The organism is Streptomyces lancefieldiae (genome assembly GCF_031845825.1).
GTDB classification, from domain to species: domain Bacteria; phylum Actinomycetota; class Actinomycetes; order Streptomycetales; family Streptomycetaceae; genus Streptomyces; species Streptomyces lancefieldiae.
On sequence record NZ_JAVRFH010000042.1, the window covers coordinates 33,418 to 53,659 of the forward strand.

The window sequence follows — 20,242 nt, forward strand, 5'->3', positions numbered from 1 at the left end:
CGCACCCCCGACCGCAACCGGAACACCGGTTCGAGTCGTCCTCGCCGGAAACACCGGCCACGGCCGGCCTCGGCCGACGCATGGCCTCACATGCGGAGCGTATGAGCCCGAACGGGCCACCGCGACCGGGGACGGCCACAGGAGGGGAACGCCGTGGACCACGCGGAGCCGAACACGGAGCCGAAGACCGAGCCGGACACGGAGCCGAGCACCGAGCCGGACACGGAGCCGAAGACCACCGACCCGGCAGTCGCCGCCGCCGACGACGACGAGGACACCCCGCAGCGGCCACCCGCCCCCGACGACGGCAGCCACGCGGAGGGCGCGGAGGGTACGGCGGGCAAGGAGGGGGCCCCGGGAAGAAGAAAACGGCGGCTCCGCCGCCTACGCCGCACCGCCCTCGCCGTCCTCCTGGTCCTGCTCCTGCCCCTCCTCACCGCCGAGGCGGCCCTCCGCATCAACTACACCGGCGACCCCGCCGACGGCACGTACACCAGGGACCGGGACGCGATCTGGCTGGGCCACGCCTGGGTCGACGGCCGCAAGGACGACGCGGACATCGCCGCGCTGGCCCGCCGCCTGAAGACCACCGGCATCCGCGACCTGTACGTCCACACCGGCCCGATGGAGCACGACGGCACGCTGCCGGAGTCGCTGTACCCGAGGGCCCGCTGGCTCACCGACGCCGTGCACCGGGAGCTGCCCGGCGTACGCGTCCAGGCCTTCCTCGGCGACGTCCTGGCGACCGAGAGCCCCGACGGCATGCGTCTGGAGAGGGCCGCCACCCGCGCCGCCGTCGTCGACTCGGCCCGCCAGGTCCTGGACGTGGGCTACGACGGAGTCCACCTCGACCTGGAGCCGTTGCACTCCGGCGACCGGAACTACCTCTCGCTCCTGGACGACGTACGCGCCGTCACCCGGGCCCGGAACGCGCAGCTCTCCGTCGCCGCCCACCAGATCGATCCGCTCCCCGGCTTCCACTCCTTCTGGGGCACGGTCGCCGGGCACCCGAAGTGGTGGTCGCAGGAGTTCTTCGGCCAGGTCGCCCGCCGCGTCGACCAGATCGCCGTCATGTCGTACGACACCATGCAGCCCCTGGAGAGCCTGTACGGCGGCTACGTCGCCCAGCAGACCTCGCTGGCCCTGGAGGCCACACCCCCCACGACCCACCTCCTGATGGGCCTGCCCTTCTACCACGAGAACCGCTTCGGCCACTGGAACCATGCCGAGACCGTCGCCGCCGCCGTCCGCGGCGTCCGCCTGGGCCTGTCCCGCACGGACGCCGACCGCGCCCGCTTCGGCGTCGCCGCCTACATCGACTTCGCGGCGACGGAGGAGGACTGGACGGCGTACCGGGAGGGCTGGGTGCGCTGAGCGGGCCGGGCGCCGTCAGGAGCGGCGCCCGATCTTCGACCCCAGCCACACCAGCGGGTCGTACTTGCGGTCCACGGCCCGTTCCTTCAGCGGGATCAGGGCGTTGTCGGTGATCCTGATCCCCTCGGGGCAGACCTCCGTGCAGCACTTGGTGATGTTGCAGTAGCCGAGGCCGTGCTCGTCCTGGGCCGTGCGTCCCCGGTCCAGGCCGGTGGCGTCGGCGGAGTCCAGCGGGTGCATGTCCAGTTCGGCGACGCGCATGAGGAACCGCGGGCCCGCGAAGGCCGGCTTGTTCTCCTCGTGGTCACGGACGACGTGGCAGGTGTCCTGGCACAGGAAGCACTCGATGCACTTGCGGAACTCCTGCGAGCGGTCCACGTCCTCCTGCATCATCCGGTACTCACCGGGCCCGAGGTCGGCGGGCGGCACGAACGCCGGGACCTCGCGTGCCTTGGCGTAGTTGAAACCGACGTCCGTCACCAGGTCGCGGATGACCGGGAAGGCCCGCAGTGGGGTGACGGTGATCGTCTCCTCGCGGGTGAAGACGGACATGCGGGTCATGCACAGCAGCCGGGGGCGCCCGTTGACCTCCGCGGAGCAGGAACCGCACTTGCCCGCCTTGCAGTTCCAGCGCACGGCGAGGTCGGGGGCCTGGGTGGCCTGGAGGCGGTGGATGATGTCGAGGACCACCTCGCCGTCGTTCACCTCGACCTCGAAGTCCTCCAGGCCGCCGCCGTCCACGTCACCGCGCCACACCTTGAAGCGGGCCTCGTAGCCGCTCATCGGGACAGCTCCTCTTCGGCGAGGTACTTGACCAGCTCGTCCTTCTCGAAGAGGGCGAGCAGGTCGGGGCGGATGGGCTCGGTGGCCGTGCGTTCCACCGCGATCTGGCCGCGCTCCGGATCGGTCGCCGCCGGGCCGCCCGTCGGGTCGGCCAGGGAACAGAGCAGGTTGGCCGGGCGCCACCGGCGGTCCATCGACGGATGGTCCTCCCGGGTGTGCCCGCCGCGCGACTCGGTGCGCTCCAGCGCGGCCCGCGCCACGCACTCGCTGACCAGCAGCATGTTGCGCAGGTCCAGCGCGAGGTGCCAGCCCGGGTTGAACTGCCGGTGCCCCTCGACACCGGCCCGGCGGGCGCGTCCCCGCAGCTCCGCCAGCTTTTCCAGGGCCTGCTTCATCTCCGGTTCGCGGCGGATGATGCCGACCAGGTCGTGCATCGTCTGCTGGAGTTCCTGGTGGAGGGTGTACGGGTTCTCCGGCGGGCCGTCGTCGGGCTGCTCCGTCCCGGCGGAGAACGGGCGCAGCGCCTCCGCGGCGGCGGCGTCGACCTGCGCGTCGTCCACCCGGGGACGTGTGCCCGGCGCCCGCCCCGCCGCGTACTCGGCCGCGTGCCATCCCGCCCGGCGCCCGAACACCAGCAGGTCGGACAGCGAGTTGCCGCCGAGCCGGTTGGAGCCGTGCATGCCGCCGGCCACCTCGCCGGCCGCGTACAGCCCCGGCACGCCGCGCGCGGCGGCGGTGTCGGAGTCGACGGCGATGCCTCCCATCACGTAGTGGCAGGTGGGCCCGACCTCCATCGGCTCGGCCGTGATGTCGACGTCGGCCAGCTCCTTGAACTGGTGGTACATGGAGGGCAGCCGACGCTGGATCACGTCGGCCGGCATCCGGGTCGACACGTCGAGGAAGACCCCGCCGTGCGGGGAGCCCCGGCCCTCCTTCACCTCGGTGTTGATCGCGCGCGCGACCTCGTCCCGGGGGAGGAGTTCGGGCGGACGCCGGTTGTGGTCCGGGTCGTCGTACCAGCGGTCGGCCTCCTCCTCCGTCACGGCGTACTTGTCCTTGAAGACGTCGGGGACGTAGTCGAACATGAACCGCCTGCCGTCGGAGTTCCGCAGCACCCCGCCGTCGCCGCGCACCGACTCCGTGACGAGGATGCCCTTCACCGACGGCGGCCAGACCATGCCCGTCGGGTGGAACTGCACGAACTCCATGTTCAGCAGGGGCGCCCCGGCCAGCAGCGCCAGCGCGTGGCCGTCGCCGGTGTACTCCCACGAGTTCGACGTCACCTTGAAGGACTTGCCGATGCCGCCCGTGGCGATCACCACCGAGGGTGCCTCCAGCACGAGGAAGCGGCCGCTCTCGCGCTCGTAGCCGAAGACGCCGGAGACCTTCGCGCCGTCCTTGAGCACGCGCGTGACCGTGCACTCCTGGAACACCTTCAGCCGGGACTCGTAGTCCCCCGTCTCGCGGTGGTCCTCCTGCTGGAGCGAGACGATCTTCTGCTGGAGGGTGCGGATCAGTTCCAGGCCCGTGCGGTCGCCGACGTGGGCGAGGCGCGGGTACTCGTGGCCGCCGAAGTTGCGCTGTGAGATCCGGCCGTCCTGCGTTCGGTCGAACAGCGCGCCCCAGGTCTCCAGCTCCCACACCCGCTGCGGGGCCTCCTGTGCGTGCAGTTCGGCCATCCGCCACTGGTTGAGGAACTTGCCGCCGCGCAGGGTGTCGCGGAAGTGGACCTGCCAGTTGTCGCCGGAGTTGACGTTGCCCATGGCGGCCGCGATGCCGCCCTCGGCCATCACGGTGTGCGCCTTGCCGAACAGCGACTTGCAGATCACGGCCGTACGGGCGCCCCGCTCGCGCGCCTCGACGGCGGCGCGCAGTCCGGCGCCGCCCGCGCCCACCACGACGACGTCCCATTCCTGCCGGTCGACCACGGACATCAGAAGGCCTCACTCATCAGAAGAAGCGCGGATCGTCGAAGACGCCGGACGCGACCAGGTACACGTAGAAGTCGGCGAGCGCCACGCTCACCAGCGACGCCCAGGCGAGCTGCATGTGCCGGGCGTTGAGCCGGCCGACCAGCTGCCACATCCGGTAGCGCACGGGGTGCCGGGAGAAGTGCTTGAGCTTGCCGCCGACGATGTGCCGGCAGGAGTGGCAGGAGAGGGTGTACGCCCAGATCAGCACGATGTTGGCCAGGAACACCAGGGTGCCCAGGCCCATGTGGCCAAAGGAGTAGTGCTCGTCGCGGAAGGCGAGCACGGTGTCGTAGGTGAGGATGCCCGCGACGAGGAGCGCCGCGTAGAAGAAGTACCGGTGGATGTTCTGCAGGACGAGCGGGAAGCGGGTCTCGCCGGTGTACTTCTTGTGCGGCTCGGCGACCGCGCAGGCCGGCGGCGACGCCCAGAAGCCCCGGTAGTAGGCCTTGCGGTAGTAGTAGCAGGTCAGGCGGAAGCCGAGCGGGAAGATCAGGATCAGGACCGCGGGGGAGATGCCCCACCAGGTCCCGAACAGTTCCCAGTTGGGTCCGCCGTGCATCGGCTCGCAGTTCTCCGCGAGGCAGGGGGAGTAGAACGGCGAGACGTAGGGGGCCGCGTAGTAGTCGGCGTTCGCGAAGGCCCGCCAGGTGGAGTAGACGACGAAGGCCAGCAGGCCCGCGGCGGTGGCGGCCGGCGCGAGCCACCAGCGGTCGGTGCGCAGGTGCGGGGCCCGGATGGCGGCGCGCGTCGGGGTGTGGACGCCGCCGCCCCGGGGGCGGGGTTCGGCGGCGGGAGGTTGCGTACCAGTGGCCACGGGGCACTCCGGTCGGTCGGGTCGGGATTCAGGGGGCGCGGCGGTCGCGGGCGCCGAGGCCCTCGTCGTCCGAGTCCGTCCACAGGGAGCCGTCGTACGGCGTGTCGGGGATCGGGACGAGGTCCGGACGCCTGGGCGCGTCCGGTACGGCTGCCGCCGCCCGCAGCAGCGCGAAGCTCTCGCGCAGGTGGTCGGCGTCGGTGCGGACCCGCCGGAGGTCCAGGCCGCCGCTGCCGAGCCGCTGCTCCAGGCGGCCCACCGACCGGGCCAGGTCGTCGAGGCTGCGCTGGATCGCTGTCAGATCGTCGTGCACGGACATGCCGTGACCTCACTTCCGTCGGACACGGCCCCGGGCCGGCCTTGGGTGGCGACGTTCATGCGCCTGAGAGTGTCGCGCGTCACACCTGTCGCTGGGAAGGGATGTGCAGCGATTGCCCGGGGTGTGTCGGCGCATCCGGGGGTGGCATTGCGCCGCCCGGGTGGGCTTGCGCACGGTCATCGCCGTGTCTCCCTGTGTCGCCGAACCGTTTCCTCTTCAGTGGCCGCATCCCCGTCCGGATACAAATGATCAACTCCAAATACCGCATATAACGCATCGACCGCGCATACCGCCATATTGTTCACCGTGCTTGCGGCCTTCCGGAGGTAGCAGAGATGTCTCATGTCGGCGTCGGATCGCGCGCGGTCATGCGCTCGGTCGCCTTCCTCACCGCGGGTGTGCTCGCGGTCCCCGCGCTGGCCGGCTGTACCTCCGAGGACCCGTCGGGCAAGCCGCTCGCCGGGCCGGACATCGCCGCCGCGGACCGCGCACGCATCGCGGACGGCGGCACCCTGCGCTGGGCCGTGGACTCCGTACCGGACACGCTGAACACCTTCCAGTCGGACGCCGACGCCACCACGGCCCGCGTCGCGCAGGCCGTGCTCCCCTCGCTGTACCGGATGGACGAGACCGGCCGGCCGGTGCGCAACCCCGACTACCTGGAGTCGGCCAAGGTCGTCGAGACCGAACCCAAGCAGGTCGTCGTGTACCGGCTCAACCAGCAGGCCGTCTGGAGCGACGGCCGGGAGATCGGCGCCGCCGACTTCGCCGCCCAGTGGCGCGCCCTGTCCGGCAGGGACAGCGCCTACTGGACCGCCCGCAACGCCGGCTACGACCGCATCGAGAAGATCGAGCGCGGCGCGAGCGACCTGGAGGTCAAGGTCACCTTCAGCCGGACCTACGCCGACTGGCAGTCGCTGTTCACGCCGCTGTACCCCAAGGGCGTGATGGGCACCCCGGACGCCTTCAACGACGGCGCGCGGCGCAAGCTGAAGGCCACCGCCGGCCCCTTCACCGTCGAGAAGGTCGACACCAAGACCGACGAGGTGCTCCTCGCCGGCAATCCTCGCTGGTGGGGCAGGCCGGTGAAGCTGGAGCGGATCTCGCTGCGCGCCGTCCCGCGCGACGAGCGGGTCTCCGAGCTGGCCGCCGGCAGGCTCGACCTGGCGGAGATCGACCCGGACACCGCCGAGCAGGTCGCCGTGGCCGCCGGCCCCCGGGACTCCGGTACCGGCACCCCGCTCATGGGCCCGGACCGCACCCCGGCCGAGGATGCGCCCGCCTCGCCGCTCGCGGGCGCCCAGGGCAGGACCGCCGCTCAGGCGCTGCGCTCCTGGGCGGTCGCCAACGGCTCCGACGAGGAGGCGGCCGAGGAGGAGGTCCTCGCCCGCGAGAAGCGGCGCGAGGACCTGGCGAAGCTCGAACGCCGGCAGAAGGCCCTGAGCGGCTTCGAGGTCCGCAAGTCGCTGGAGCCCGCCTACACCCAGCTCGCCCTCAACGGCGCCGAGGGCCCCCTCGCCGACGAACGCGTCCGCCGGGCCGTGGCCCGCGCCCTGGACCGCGGGAAGCTGGCCGAGGCGGTACTCGGGCCGCTGGGCCTGCCCGCCGAGCCGCTGGGCAGCCACCTCGCGCTGTCCGGCCAGGCCGCGTACGCCGACGGCAGCGGCGCACTCGGCGACCAGAACGCCAAGGAAGCCCGGGCCCTGCTCGCGGACGCCGGATGGGTGCCGGGCGGGCCGGTGAAGGAAGGCGGGGAGAAGGCGGCCGGCGCCGAGAAGGGCGAGGACGGCAAGGACCAGAAGAGGTCCGCGGGAGCCGACGACGGGACGTACATCGTCGGCGAGGACGACAAGAACGACGACGGCAACGACGGCAACGACGGCGACGAGGGCAGCAACGACGGCAAGGACAGGGCCGACACCGACCAGGTGAGCGGCAAGAACACCGCGCAGGGCGGCGCACCCGGCGCCTACGCCCCCAAGGGCACCGCCGCCCCGGCCGGCTCGGTGGGGGTCCCGCTCGCCAAGGACGGCAAGGCACTCACCCTGCGCTTCGTGCTCCCCTCCGGCCCCGGCTCCGAGGCCCTGTGGACCGTGGCCGACCGCATCTCGGGCATGCTGGAGAAGATCGGCGTCGGTACCGACATCGCCAAGGTCCCCGACGAGAGCTACTTCAAGGACCACATCGCCTCCGGCGAGTACGACCTGGCGCTCTACTCCTGGCCCACCACCGCCTTCCCCGCCACCGACGCCCGCCCCGTCTACGCCAAGCCCGTCCCGTCCGCCGACGGCTCCCTGAACGTCGCGCAGAACTACACCCGGGTCGGCACCGACCAGGTCGACCAGCTCTTCGACCGGGCCATGGCGACCCTGGACCAGGAGGAGGCCCGGGACCTGCTCCGCAAGGCCGACGCGCGGATCTGGGCGGCGGCCGGCTCCATCCCCCTCTACCAGCGCCCCCAGCTCATGGCGGCCCGGAAGAACCTCGGCAACGTCGGAGCCTTCGGATTCCGGACCCCGGTCTACGAGGACATGGGCTTCCTGAAGAAGGGGGCCCAGGGCGCACCGCCCCCGGCGACCGCGGCACCGTGACCGGGCGTCCCCGCCCCGTACGCCCCCGCCCCGGCAAGCCGCAGCCGCCGGGGCCCCGTACCATGGGGTGAGGCCGTGGCATGTACCGCCCGGCAGGCCCGCGTGTCACGGACGTACGCAAGGGCCGTCCTCACATCTCCGGGAGTACGCCTCAATATGGCCACGCGCCACGACATCCGCAACGTCGCCATCGTCGCCCACGTCGACCACGGCAAGACCACCATCGTCGACGGAATGCTCAAGCAGGCCGGTGCCTTCGCCGCGCACCAGCTCGACTCCGTCGACGACCGCATGATGGACTCGAACGACCTGGAGCGTGAGAAGGGCATCACGATCCTCGCCAAGAACACCGCGGTGAAGTACCACCCGAAGGACGGCGGGGACCCGATCACGATCAACATCATCGACACCCCCGGCCACGCCGACTTCGGCGGCGAGGTCGAGCGCGGTCTGTCGATGGTCGACGGCGTCGTCCTGCTCGTGGACGCCTCCGAGGGCCCGCTGCCGCAGACCCGCTTCGTGCTGCGCAAGGCGCTCAACCAGCGACTGCCGATCATCCTCTGCATCAACAAGACGGACCGTCCGGACGCCCGGATCGACGAGGTCGTCAACGAGACCTACGACCTCTTCCTCGACCTGGACGCCGACGAGGAGCAGATCGAGTTCCCGATCGTCTACGCGTGCGGCCGGGACGGCGTCGCCTCCCTCACCAAGCCGGAGGACGGCACGGTCCCGTCCGACTCCACCAGCCTGGAGCCGTTCTTCTCGACGATCCTGGACTACATCCCGGCGCCGACCTACGACGAGGACGCCCCGCTCCAGGCGCACGTGACCAACCTGGACGCCGACAACTTCCTCGGCCGCATCGCCCTGCTGCGCGTCCACCAGGGCGAGCTGAAGAAGGGCCAGACGGTCGCCTGGATGAAGCGCGACGGGTCCGTCAGCAACGTCCGCATCTCCGAGCTGATGATGACCGAGGCGCTCACCCGCAAGCCCGCGGAGAAGGCCGGCCCCGGTGACATCTGCGCCGTCGCCGGTATCCCGGACATCATGATCGGCGAGACCCTGGCCGACCAGGAGAACCCGGTCGCGCTGCCGCTGATCACGGTCGACGAGCCCGCGATCTCCATGACCATCGGCACCAACACCTCCCCGCTGGTCGGCCGCGGCGCCACCGGCAAGGGCGCGGACAACAAGGCGGTCGTCAAGGACCGCAAGGTCACCGCCCGCCAGGTCAAGGACCGCCTGGACCGCGAGCTGATCGGCAACGTGTCGCTGCGGGTCCTGGACACCGAGCGCCCCGACGCCTGGGAGGTGCAGGGCCGCGGCGAGCTGGCGCTGGCCATCCTGGTCGAGCAGATGCGCCGCGAGGGCTTCGAGCTGACCATCGGCAAGCCGCAGGTCGTCACCAAGGAGGTCGACGGCAAGGTCCACGAGCCGGTCGAGCGCATGACGATCGACGTGCCCGAGGAGCACATGGGCGCCGTCACGCAGCTCATGGGCGTGCGCAAGGGCCGGATGGACAACATGTCCAACCACGGCTCGGGCTGGGTCCGCATGGAGTTCGTCGTGCCGTCCCGCGGTCTGATCGGCTTCCGTACCGAGTTCCTGACCCAGACCCGCGGCACCGGCATCGCCCACTCCATCCACGAGGGCCACGAGCCCTGGTTCGGCACCCTGACGACCCGTAACAACGGCTCGCTGGTCGCCGACCGCTCCGGCGCCGTCACCGCGTTCGCGATGACGAACCTCCAGGAGCGCGGCGTGCTCTTCACGGAGCCCGGCACCGAGGTGTACGAGGGCATGATCGTCGGCGAGAACTCCCGCGCCGACGACATGGACGTCAACATCACCAAGGAGAAGAAGCTCACCAACATGCGGTCGTCCTCGGCCGATTCGTTCGAGGCGATCGTCCCGCCGCGCAAGCTCTCGCTGGAGCAGTCGCTGGAGTTCTGCCGCGACGACGAGTGCGTCGAGGTGACCCCGGAGGCCGTTCGCATCCGCAAGGTGAACCTGGACGCCCGCGAGCGCGCCCGCGCCGCGAGCCGCGCCAAGCACGGCTGATCCACCACGGCCGGCGTACGGCCGGCACACGGCGGAGCCCGGGCGCCCCCATCATGGGGGCGCCCGGGCTTTTTTCAACCGGTTTTCCGGGTCCCGGACGCCCCCGGGCAGCCCCGTGAGCACCCTTCGGTGTCCGGAACGCGGAGATCGTCGCCCGATAGCCATGTAACACGTCCGTTTCGCGGCCTTCTCGTCCCGAACAGTTTGTCCAGATTTTGGAAGAAGTACCCGGCAGCTGTGACTGAATTGAGATTTAAAGACGGTGGTCGGTCCTTCTCCTCATGGCAGATAGTTAGCCGCGTAACGCTCGGGTCAATGGGTCACGCGCTGTGGGGACAGTGCACGACTCACGAGCACCAGGGGGTGTCTGAGCTTCCGTCAGGGGTGTCGGAAGCCGGATGAGTGCCCCCTCCTGTCGGTGAACACGTGGAGTCATGAGGAGGATCCCCATGCGCGGTGTCACGAACACCAGGTGGGTCACACGGGCCGTCGCCCGCAACTGCGCCCTGTCGGACGGCGATCGGCTCTGAGGAGCGGGCCGGCCGCTGAGGGCCGGGTTCCGGCTACGCGCGTCCGGCTGCGGGTTTCCCGCATCCCCGGGGGACGTCCCGGCGCTTCTTCATGATCCGTTCCGCGACCGCGCACACCCTGCGCAGGTCGCCGGTTCGGCACACCCACACCTGTGAAATGGGCGAATTGTGACAAGTCCAATCGACATTGAGGGCGGCGGAACGTCGGCCGTCGCCGATGGCGCGCCGGAGCCGGCCAATACCGTCGAGGCGAAGAGCCACGAAGGCCGCTCTCCCGGGCAGCTGATGTGGCTGCGCTTCAAACGCGACCGGACCGGGGTGATCTCCGCGTGCGTCGTGATCTTCTTCTTCGTCGTCTCCGCGCTGGCACCGCTCATCGCGAAGGTGTACGGGAAGGACCCCTACACGCTGTACGCCCAGGAGCCCGACCACCCCTTCCTCCTGGACGACTTCGCCATGCCCACCGGCTCCTTCGGCGGCATGTCGGGCGACTTCTGGTTCGGGGTCGAACCCAAGCTCGGCCGCGACGTGTTCACCATGCTGCTGTACGGCATGCGCACCTCCCTGTACATGGCCGTGGTCGTCACCACCCTCTGCGTCCTCACGGGCGTGATCATCGGCATGGTCAGCGGCTTCTTCGGCGGCCGCGTCGACTACTGGCTCGGCCGGGTCACCGACTTCTTCCTGGCCTTCCCGCAACAGCTCTTCTTCATCGCCTTCATGCCCGTCGTGACCGCGATGTTCGTCTCCCCGCAGGACGAGACCCCCACGTACCTGAGGGCCGTGGCCATCACCCTGGTGATGTGGTTCCTCGGCTGGATGGGGCTGGCCCGTCTGGTGCGCAGCTCCGTACTGACGCTGCGCGAAAGGGAGTTCGTTGAGGCGGCCAAGGTGTCCGGTGCCTCTCCCTGGCGCATCGTGCGCAAGGAGATCCTGCCGAACATCGTCACACCGATCCTGGTGCAGGCCACCTACATCCTCCCGAGCACGATCCTGGGCATCGCCTTCCTGTCGTACATCGGTGTCGGCTTCGTCGAACCGACCCCGGACTGGGGCCGCATGTTCGCCATCGGCGCCGACGTGTACGAGCAGGACCCGATGTACATGTTCTTCCCGGGTGCGGCGCTGGTCGTCTTCGTTCTCTCCTTCAACCTTCTCGGAGACTCCGTCCGGGACGCATTCGACCCCAAGACCGGACGCTAACCGTCCATTGGTGGGTGGGGGAGCTGCCGCCCCCGTGCCGGGCTTCCGGACCGTCAGGCAGCACTCGTGGACAACTATCGACAGGCAGGTGGATCGGCATTATGAAGCCCATCAGGACCCGCACCACGCGTACCACCCGCGCCATAGCCGTGGCCATCGTGGCCGGCGGGCTGGTGCTGACCGGCTGCTCCGGTGACAGCGACGGCGGCAGCAAGGGCAAGAGCGACGCCAAGAGCCAGAAGGACGCCGCCGAGCAGCAGGACCCGGTGGCCTACGGTGACGCCGCGGCGTCCAACGGTCCGGCCGAGGCCATCGCCGGAGCGAAGCCCGGCGGGTTCATCAACGTGTACATGCAGTCGGACCTGACCCACATGGACCCGGGGCAGATCTACGTCAGCGACGCCGGCCAGTTCGCCAACCTGATCCACCGCGGCCTGACGAACTTCCAGGAGGACGACAAGGGCAACCTGACCGTCGTCGGTGACATCGCCACCGACTCCGGCCAGTCCTCCGACGGCGGCAAGACCTGGACGTACAAGCTCAAGGACGGCATCAAGGACGACCAGGGCAACGTCATCACCTCGGCGGACGTCCGGCACACCATCGAGCGCCAGTACTCCAAGGTGATCTTCGACGGTCCGACCTACGTCCAGTCCTGGCTCTCCGGCAACGACTACCGCAAGGCGCTGCCGGACGGTCCGTACAAGGGCAAGCACCTGCCGGACTCGGTGCTGGAGACGCCGGACGACAAGACGGTCGTCTTCCACTTCTCCCAGCCGCGCCCGGACCTCCCGCAGGCCCTCGCCATGGCCGGTTACGCCGTCGTGCCCGAGAAGCGGGACACCAAGGAGAAGTACGACGACGCCCCGGCGTCTCTCGGCCCCTACAAGATCGCCGAGTACAAGCCCGGCAAGTCCATGAAGCTGGTCAAGAACGACCAGTGGGACCCGAAGACGGACTCGGTGCGTCACCAGTACGTCGACGGCTACAACTTCACCAGCACCATCGACCAGGCCAGCCAGACCAAGCGTCTGATCGCCGACCAGGGCGACGCCAAGAACGCCATCCAGTTCACGGACGCCGTCGACCCGGCTCAGATGTCGACCGTCATCGGTAACCCGGCGACGAAGAAGCGGACCATCTCGGGCTACCAGGTCTACGTGTGGCAGCTCACCTTCAACCTGGACCGCATGAAGGACAAGAAGATCCGCGACGCCATCACCTACGCGGTCCCGAACCAGTCCATGGTCCAGGCGGACGGCGGTCGCTACGGCGGTGAGGTCGCCGGCGGGCTGCTCGCCCCGACCCTGCCGAACTTCGACCCGACGTACGACCCGTTCGGCAAGCTGAAGAAGCCGAACGGTGACCCGGAGAAGGCAAAGGCGCTGCTGAAGGAGGCCGGTGTCAAGGAGGGCACGAAGCTCACCTACGCCTACTCCAACACCCCCCGCGGCCAGGCCCAGATGGTCATCATCAAGGACGCCCTGTCGAAGATCGGCTTCGACGTCCAGGCCAAGGAGATCGACCGTGCCAGCTTCTACGAGCAGGTCGGCAAGCTGAAGAACCCGTACGACCTCTACATGACCGGCTGGGGCCAGGACTGGCCGAGCGCGTCCACGGTCGTCACCCCGGTCTACGACGGTGAACTGGTCGCCGACGGTGGGTCGAACTACTCGCACATCGACGACCAGCAGGTCAACGACCTGATCAAGAAGGCCCTGACGCAGGAGCCGCAGGAGGCCGCCAAGACCTGGGAGCAGGCCCACCGCCGCATCGTGGAGCAGGTCAACCCGGCGGCCCCGGTCTACTACTCGAAGCAGATCCAGCTCTTCGGTTCGAACGTCGGCGGCGCCAGGTACAGCACCGAGTCGAGCTACATCGACATCAACGACCTGTACCTGAAGCAGCCGTAGCCCGCCGACCCGGCTGACCGTGGGGGTGCGCGCCAAGCGGAGCGCACCCCCACGGAGGGGTTCTCCACCTGCCGTCGCGTTCCCGAAGAGAGCATCCACCTGCCATGCTTCAGTTCCTCGTTCGCAGGTTGATCGGCGCCTTCGTGATCATATTCCTGATCGGCGCCTTCACCTTCTTCCTGTTCTATACGATTCCCCAGGACTTCGCCGAGCTGTCCTGCGGCAGAAACTGCACCCCCGAGAACATCGCGGTGATCCGCGAGAACCTCGGTCTGGACCAGCCCATCACCACCCAGTTCTGGGAGTTCATGTCGGGCATCGTGACCGGCCGTGACTTCACTCAGGGGCACTGCTCCGCGCCGTGCCTGGGCATGTCCTTCGACACCGGTGAGTTCGTCTGGGACTCGATCATGGACCGCTTCCCGCTGACGCTCTCGCTGACCGTCGGCGGTCTGGTCATCTTCCTGGCCCTGGGCCTCGGCTCGGGTCTGCTCGCCGCCTGGAAGCGCGGCACCGTCGCGGACAAGCTGGTCAGCGGCGCCTCCATCGTCCTCAGCTCGTTCCAGATCTACTTCCTCGGCCCGATCGTCCTCGGCATCTTCGTGTACCAGTCGGGAATCCTGGACAACCCGAAGTACGAGCCGTTCACGGAGAACCCGCTCGCCTGGGCGGCCGGGATGATCATTCCCTGGTGCGTGATGGCCACCATCTTCACCGCCCAGTACACCCGTATGGCGCGCTCGACCATGATCGAGCAGCTCCAGGAGGAGCACGTCCGCACCGCCCGGGCCAAGGGCATGAAGCAGCGATACGTCTTCTTCCGCTACGCCTGGCGGGGTTCACTCATCCCGATCGTCACCATCCTCGGCATCGACCTCAGCGCGTTGCTGTCCGGGGCCGTGGTCACCGAGTTCACCTTCGACCTCGCCGGCATCGGGCGTCTCGCGGTCGACTCGTCGCTGACCAAGGACCTGCCGGTGACGATGGGAGTGATGCTGTTCGGGGCCTTCTTCATCCTGCTCCTGAACATCCTCGTGGACCTCGCCTACGCATACATCGACCCGCGCGTGCGGCTCAGCTAGGAGAAACACCGTGAGCACTCTGACCAGGACCGAAGGCGATACGGCCCCGACCGGGCCGGAGTCCTTCCTCTCGGTCCGCGATCTCCGGGTGCGGTTCTCCACCGAGGACGGCATCGTCAAGGCGGTCGACGGCCTGTCCTTCGACGTCGAGCGCGGCCGGACCCTCGGCATCGTGGGAGAGTCGGGGTCCGGCAAGTCGGTCACCAACCTCACCGTTCTCGGTCTGCACGACCGCAAGAACACCACGGTGGAGGGCGAGATCGTCCTCGACGGCAAGGAACTCGTCACCGCGACCGAGAAGGAGTTGGAGAAGCTCCGCGGCAACAAGGTCGCCATGATCTTCCAGGACCCGCTGACCGCGCTCTCGCCGTACTACACGGTGGGCCGGCAGATCGCCGAGCCCTTCATGAAGCACACCGGCGCCTCCAGGAAGGAGGGGCGGGCGCGGGCGATCGAGATGCTGACCAAGGTCGGGATCCCGCAGCCGAAAACCCGCGTGGACGACTACCCGCACCAGTTCTCCGGCGGTATGCGCCAGCGCGTGATGATCGCCATGGCACTGGTGTGCGACCCCGACCTGCTGATCGCCGACGAGCCGACCACCGCCCTGGACGTGACCGTCCAGGCGCAGATCCTCGATCTGCTCAAGGACCTCCAGCAGGAGTTCGGCTCGGCGATCGTCTTCATCACCCACGACCTCGGGGTCATCTCCGACATGGCCGACGACCTGCTCGTGATGTACGCGGGCCGGGCGGTGGAGCGCGGCAGCGCCGCCGAGGTGCTGCGCAGCCCGCGGCATCCGTACACCTGGGGGCTGCTCAGCTCCATGCCGCGGCTCGGCGGCAGCATCGACCAGGCGCTCACCCCGATCCCCGGCTCCCCGCCCAGCCTGTTGAACCCGCCGTCCGGATGTCCGTTCCATCCGCGGTGCACGTTCACGGGCGAGGTGACGGGCGACCGGTGCGGCACCGAGCGGCCGTCGCTCGGCGAGGGCCGCTCCGCCGCCTGCCATCTGACGGCGGAGCAGAAGCAGACCTTCTTCATCGACAAGATCCAGCCCAGGCTGCGTTAGGGAGACCGAGACATGAGCGACGAACTCACCCTTCCCGCGCAGCAGGGCCCCTCCACTTCCAGCTCCGAGACGCTCCTCAAGGTCGAGGGCCTGACCAAGCACTTCCCGATCTACGGCGGGTTCCCGATCAAGCGGAAGGTGGGCGCCGTCCAGGCCGTGGACGACGTCGACCTGTCCGTCGGTGTGGGGGAGAGCGTCGGACTGGTGGGCGAGTCCGGCTGCGGCAAGTCCACGACGGGCCGGCTCATCACCCGGCTCCTGGAACCGACGAGCGGGAAGATCGAGTACGCGGGTCACGACATCAGCCACGCGTCCCGGAGGCAGCTGGCACCCGTCCGTTCCGAAATCCAGATGATCTTCCAGGACCCGTACTCCTCGTTGAACCCCCGGCAGACCGTCGGCACGATCATCAAGTCGCCGATGGAGGTCAACGGGATCGACCCGAAGGGGGGCCGGGACAAGAAGGTCCGTGAGCTGCTGGAGCTCGTCGGCCTCAACCCCGAGCATTTCAACCGCTTCCCGCACGAGTTCTCGGGCGGCCAGCGCCAGCGGATCGGCGTGGCCCGCGCCCTGGCACTCAGCCCGAAACTCATCGTCGCGGACGAGCCGGTCTCCGCGCTCGACGTGTCGATCCAGGCGCAGGTGGTGAACCTGTTGCAGAAGGTGCAGCAGGAGCTGGGCATCGCGTTCGTCTTCATCGCCCACGATCTCGCCGTCGTCCGGCACTTCTCGCAGCGTGTCGCGGTCATGTACCTCGGCAAGGTGGTCGAGGTCGGCGACCGGACCTCCCTCTACACCAGGCCTCGCCACCCCTACACGCACGCCCTGCTGTCGGCGGTGCCCGAGGTGTCGTTGGTCGACGAGCCGGAGGACCGTGAGCGCATCCGCCTCGCCGGCGACGTGCCCTCGCCGATCATGCCGCCCTCCGGCTGCCGCTTCCGCACCCGCTGCTGGAAGGCGCAGGACAAGTGCGCCTCCGAGGTGCCTCCGCTCGTCCGCATCGAGGGCAACCACGAGGGCCACCTGACGGCCTGCCACTTCCCGGAGGAGCCGACGATCGCGGCCCGCGAGGAGGACATCGTCCTGGATCCGGCGCTGACCGCGCTGGAGGAGGCGGACAAGGACTGACCCGCGCCCACGCGAGGACGCGTGGAGCACAAACCGAGGGCCCTCGCCTGGGGAGGCGAGGGCCCTCGGTTTCCCTGGAAGCGGACGTTTCGGGGCTCGGGTCAATGGGCCGTCGAGAGTCCGTTCCGCGGGCAGTGCCGACGAAAAGGGGTGTTGTCAGGCTGCTGCCCGGGGGGTCTTGGACAGACGCGGGGACGTGTCGCCGTCCACCGCTTCGGGGTAGTGGCAGGCCGTCAGGTGACCGGGCTTGTTGCCCTCCACCTGGACCAGCGGCGGCGCCTCGGAGGCGCACTTGTCCGTCGCCTTCCAGCAGCGGGTGCGGAAGCGGCAGCCCGAGGGCGGGTTGATGGGCGAGGGCACGTCGCCGACGAGCCGGATGCGCTCGCGGGGCGTGTCCTCCACCGTGGCCTCGGGCACGGCGGACAACAGGGCGCGCGTGTAGGGGTGACGCGGGTTGTCGTACAGGTCGTCGCGGTCGGCGATCTCCATGATCTTACCGAGGTACATGACCGCGACGCGCTGTGAGAAGTGCCGCACGACGGCCAGGTCGTGGGCGATGAAGACGAACGCGATGCCCAGTTCCTTCTGGACCTTCTGGAGCAGGTTCACCACCTGCGCCTGGATCGACACGTCGAGCGCGGAGACCGGCTCGTCGGCCACGATCAGCTTCGGCTCCAGGGCCAGCGCGCGGGCCACGCCGATGCGCTGGCGCTGGCCGCCGGAGAACTCGTGCGGGAAGCGGTTGAAGTGCTCGGGGTTGAGACCCACGATCTCCAGCAGTTCCCGGACGCGCTTCTCCCGGCCGCCCGCCGGGTTGATGTCGTTGATCTCCATCGGACCGGCGATGATCTTGCCGACCGTCTGCCGGGGGTTGAGGGAGGCGTACGGGTCCTGGAAGATCATCTGGATCTCGGACCGGATCGGCGCGAGCGCCCTGCGCTTGGCGTGCGTGATGTCCTGGCCCCGGTAGGTGATCCTGCCGCCCGTGGGCTCCAGCAGGCGGGTGATCAGCCGGCCCGTGGTCGACTTGCCGCAGCCCGACTCGCCGACCAGGCCGAGGCTCTCGCCCTCGCGCACCTGGAAGTCCAGGCCGTCCACCGCTCGGACGGCCCCGACCGTACGCGGGATCGGGAAGCCGCCCTTGATCGGGAAGTGCTTGGCCAGGCCGCTGACGTCCAGGAGCGTTTCCGCGTTGCTCATGATGGTGAAGTCCTGTCTCTTGTACGTCAGTTGTGCCGGGAACCGGCGAAGTCGGCGAACAGCTCCGGGCGCTGCTGCGGGGGCAGGTGGCAGGCGGACCCCCGGCCCTTGACCACTTCCAGCGAGGGCTGCTTCGAGGAGCACAGCCCGTCCTCGACCTTGTCCGCGAAGGCGCACCGCGGGTGGAAACGGCAGCCGGTGGGCGGGTTGAGCAGCGAGGGCGGCGAGCCCGGAATCGGTTCCAGAGGCACGTCGACCGGTCCGTCCAGGCTCGGCATGGAGCTCATCAGGCCCACGGTGTACGGGTGCTGCGGATCGCGCAGCACCTCCTCCTTGGTGCCGCGCTCCACGCACCGGCCGCCGTACATCACCAGGACGTCGTCCGCGATGTCCGCGATGACACCGAGGTCGTGGGTGATGAAGATGATGGCCGTGCCGAACTCCTGCTGGAGGTCCTTGAGCAGGTCCATGATCTGCGCCTGGACCGTCACGTCGAGGGCCGTGGTCGGCTCGTCCGCGATGAGCAGCTCGGGGTCGCAGACCAGCGCCATGGCGATCATCGCGCGCTGGCGCATACCGCCGGAGAACTGGTGCGGGTAGTCGTCCACCCGGACGTCCGGCTGCGGGATGCCCACCCGGCGCAGCATCTCGATCGCCCGGTCCCGGGCCTCCTTCTTGGAGGCGCCGGTGTGCTTGCGGTACGTCTCGCCGATCTGCTTGCCGATGGTGTGGTACGGCGACAACGAGGCCAGCGCGTCCTGGAAGATCATCGCCATCTTGTTGCCGCGCAACCGCTCCAGCTCGCGCTCGGTGGCGGTGAGCAGGTCCTTGCCGTCAAGGACGATCTCGCCCTCGATCGCGGTGCGTTCCCGGTCGTGCAGGCCCAGGATCGTCAGGTTGGTGACCGACTTGCCGGAGCCCGATTCGCCCACGATGCCGAGCGTCTTGCCCTTGGTGAGGTCGAAGGTGAGCCCGTCGACGGCCTTGACGATGCCGTCCTCGGTGGAGAAGTGGACCTTCAGGTCCCTGACGGAGAGGAAGGGCTGCTGTTCGGTGCTCGTCACGGGGACGCTCCAGGAGGTGATGCGGGGGGTAGCCGGGTGGGGCGGTGGGAGGGGCGACTACGGGCGGAGGTCAGGCGAGCCGGATCCGCGGGTCGATGAGGGCGTAGACCGCGTCGACGATGATGTTGAAGAACACGATCGCGCCGGCCGCCAGCACGGTGACACCGAGCTGCATGGGCAGGTCGCTCTGGTTCACGGCCTGCACCGCGAGCCGGCCGACACCCTGGAGGGAGAACACCGACTCGGTGATGATGGCGCCGCCGATCAGGGTGCCGAGGTCGATGCCGAACAGGGTGACGATCGGGCCCATCGCGCCGCGCCAGGCGAACCGGAAGAAGACGTTCGACTGGGACAGGCCCTTGGCGCGGGCGGTGCGGACGTAGTCCTCGCTGAGCTGTTCCACCATCTGGGAGCGCGTCATACGGGTGTAGTTGGCGGTGAAGATGATCGACAGCACGAGCCACGGAAGCAGCAGACCGGACACCCAGGCGACCGGGTTCTCCGTGAGCGGGGTGTACGAGGGCTGGCTGAGGATGCCGAGCTGCGAGACCAGGAAGAACATGGCGACGTAGCCGACGAAGTAGACCTGGAGCGAGGAGCCGAGCAGCGACACCGAGCTGGCGAACTTGTCCAGGAACTTGCCCTGCTTGAGCGCGGCGAGCATGCCCGCGCCGACACCGATGATCAGGAAGAAGAACGCCGCGCCGAAGGCGAGCGAGAGGGTCAGCGGCAGCCGGTCCATGATCGTGCCGAAGACGGGCTCGTTGTTGGCGAACGAGTAGCCGAGGCAGGGTGCGTCGCAGTAGCCGTACCCGCCGTAGTCGCGTCCGGCGAAGACGCCCACGAGCCAGTGCCAGAACTGCATGACGATCGACTCGTCGATGCCCAGGTTCTGCCGGATCTGGTCCAGGTTCTCCTTCGTGCAGTTTTTGCCGCAGGACATCATCGCGGGGTCACGCGGGATCGCGTAGAAGAGCCAGAAGGTGACGGCGCTGATGATCAGCAGGATGACCATCGCGCCGAGAACTCGGCGGACTAGGAAGCGGAGCATGGGGCGTGACTTTCCGGACGGGGCGCCGTCGCCGGGGGTGTGGAGGGGGGTGGGCCCCAGGGGGCGGTCGTGCGGATGCCG

The 20,242-nt window shown here is 69.1% G+C and carries 15 protein-coding genes; 8 read left to right on the forward strand and 7 right to left on the reverse strand.

Annotated elements, in window-relative coordinates; all coding sequences use genetic code 11:
- Nucleotides 1-153 precede the first annotated feature (153 nt).
- Nucleotides 154-1,374, forward strand: coding sequence for a glycoside hydrolase family 18 protein (locus RM812_RS30830; protein WP_311579794.1), 1,221 nt, complete (start codon nt 154-156; stop codon nt 1,372-1,374).
- A 15-nt stretch (nt 1,375-1,389) separates the two neighbouring features.
- Here the strand turns inward: RM812_RS30830 and RM812_RS30835 are convergent, their stop codons facing one another.
- Genes RM812_RS30835 through RM812_RS30850 form a run of 4 tightly spaced genes read right to left on the reverse strand, consistent with a single transcriptional unit; the run spans nt 1,390 to nt 5,263 of the window.
- On the reverse strand, nt 1,390-2,157 hold the full coding sequence (locus RM812_RS30835; protein ID WP_311579797.1) for a succinate dehydrogenase/fumarate reductase iron-sulfur subunit: 768 nt from the start codon (nt 2,155-2,157) through the stop codon (nt 1,390-1,392).
- Nucleotides 2,154-4,091 carry a fumarate reductase/succinate dehydrogenase flavoprotein subunit gene (locus RM812_RS30840; protein ID WP_311579800.1) on the reverse strand — a complete coding sequence of 646 codons (1,938 nt, stop codon included), beginning with the start codon at nt 4,089-4,091 and terminating at the stop codon, nt 2,154-2,156. Before RM812_RS30840 ends, RM812_RS30835 begins: the two co-directional genes overlap by 4 nt.
- 16 nt (nt 4,092-4,107) lie before the next feature.
- Complete coding sequence (locus tag RM812_RS30845) at nt 4,108-4,944, reverse strand: hypothetical protein (protein WP_311579803.1); 837 nt, start codon at nt 4,942-4,944, stop codon at nt 4,108-4,110.
- 28 nt (nt 4,945-4,972) lie between these two features.
- Nucleotides 4,973-5,263, reverse strand: a complete 291-nt coding sequence (locus tag RM812_RS30850) for a hypothetical protein (protein ID WP_311579806.1) — start codon at nt 5,261-5,263, stop codon at nt 4,973-4,975.
- 335 nt (nt 5,264-5,598) lie between these two features.
- On the opposite strand from RM812_RS30850, the gene RM812_RS30855 reads away from it, so the two are divergent.
- From RM812_RS30855 to RM812_RS30885, 7 genes are all read left to right on the forward strand, one after another.
- Nucleotides 5,599-7,854: an ABC transporter family substrate-binding protein gene (locus tag RM812_RS30855; RefSeq protein ID WP_311579809.1), complete on the forward strand. Its 2,256-nt coding sequence runs from the start codon at nt 5,599-5,601 to the stop codon at nt 7,852-7,854.
- 156 nt (nt 7,855-8,010) lie between these two features.
- Nucleotides 8,011-9,918, forward strand: coding sequence for a translational GTPase TypA (typA, locus tag RM812_RS30860; RefSeq protein WP_311579811.1), 1,908 nt, complete (start codon nt 8,011-8,013; stop codon nt 9,916-9,918).
- Between the two features lie 698 nt (nt 9,919-10,616).
- A complete protein-coding gene (locus RM812_RS30865; protein WP_311579815.1) occupies nt 10,617-11,651 on the forward strand; it encodes an ABC transporter permease in 1,035 nt (344 codons plus the stop codon).
- A 101-nt stretch (nt 11,652-11,752) separates the two neighbouring features.
- On the forward strand, nt 11,753-13,564 hold the full coding sequence (locus RM812_RS30870) for an ABC transporter substrate-binding protein (protein WP_311579818.1): 1,812 nt from the start codon (nt 11,753-11,755) through the stop codon (nt 13,562-13,564).
- Nucleotides 13,565-13,668: 104 nt separating this feature from the next.
- Nucleotides 13,669-14,646: an ABC transporter permease gene (locus RM812_RS30875; RefSeq protein ID WP_311579821.1), complete on the forward strand. Its 978-nt coding sequence runs from the start codon at nt 13,669-13,671 to the stop codon at nt 14,644-14,646.
- A gap of 10 nt (nt 14,647-14,656) precedes the next feature.
- A complete protein-coding gene (locus RM812_RS30880; RefSeq protein WP_311579824.1) occupies nt 14,657-15,718 on the forward strand; it encodes an ABC transporter ATP-binding protein in 1,062 nt (353 codons plus the stop codon).
- Between the two features lie 12 nt (nt 15,719-15,730).
- Nucleotides 15,731-16,846: an ABC transporter ATP-binding protein gene (locus RM812_RS30885; protein WP_311579827.1), complete on the forward strand. Its 1,116-nt coding sequence runs from the start codon at nt 15,731-15,733 to the stop codon at nt 16,844-16,846.
- Between the two features lie 156 nt (nt 16,847-17,002).
- On the opposite strand, the gene RM812_RS30890 is transcribed toward RM812_RS30885, so the two are convergent.
- The 3 genes from RM812_RS30890 to RM812_RS30900 form a co-directional block, all read right to left on the reverse strand.
- Complete coding sequence (locus RM812_RS30890) at nt 17,003-18,046, reverse strand: ABC transporter ATP-binding protein (RefSeq protein ID WP_311579830.1); 1,044 nt, start codon at nt 18,044-18,046, stop codon at nt 17,003-17,005.
- Between the two features lie 26 nt (nt 18,047-18,072).
- On the reverse strand, nt 18,073-19,110 hold the full coding sequence (locus RM812_RS30895; RefSeq protein WP_311579833.1) for an ABC transporter ATP-binding protein: 1,038 nt from the start codon (nt 19,108-19,110) through the stop codon (nt 18,073-18,075).
- Nucleotides 19,111-19,180: 70 nt separating this feature from the next.
- Nucleotides 19,181-20,161, reverse strand: a complete 981-nt coding sequence (locus RM812_RS30900; protein ID WP_311579835.1) for an ABC transporter permease — start codon at nt 20,159-20,161, stop codon at nt 19,181-19,183.
- Nucleotides 20,162-20,242 lie beyond the last annotated feature (81 nt).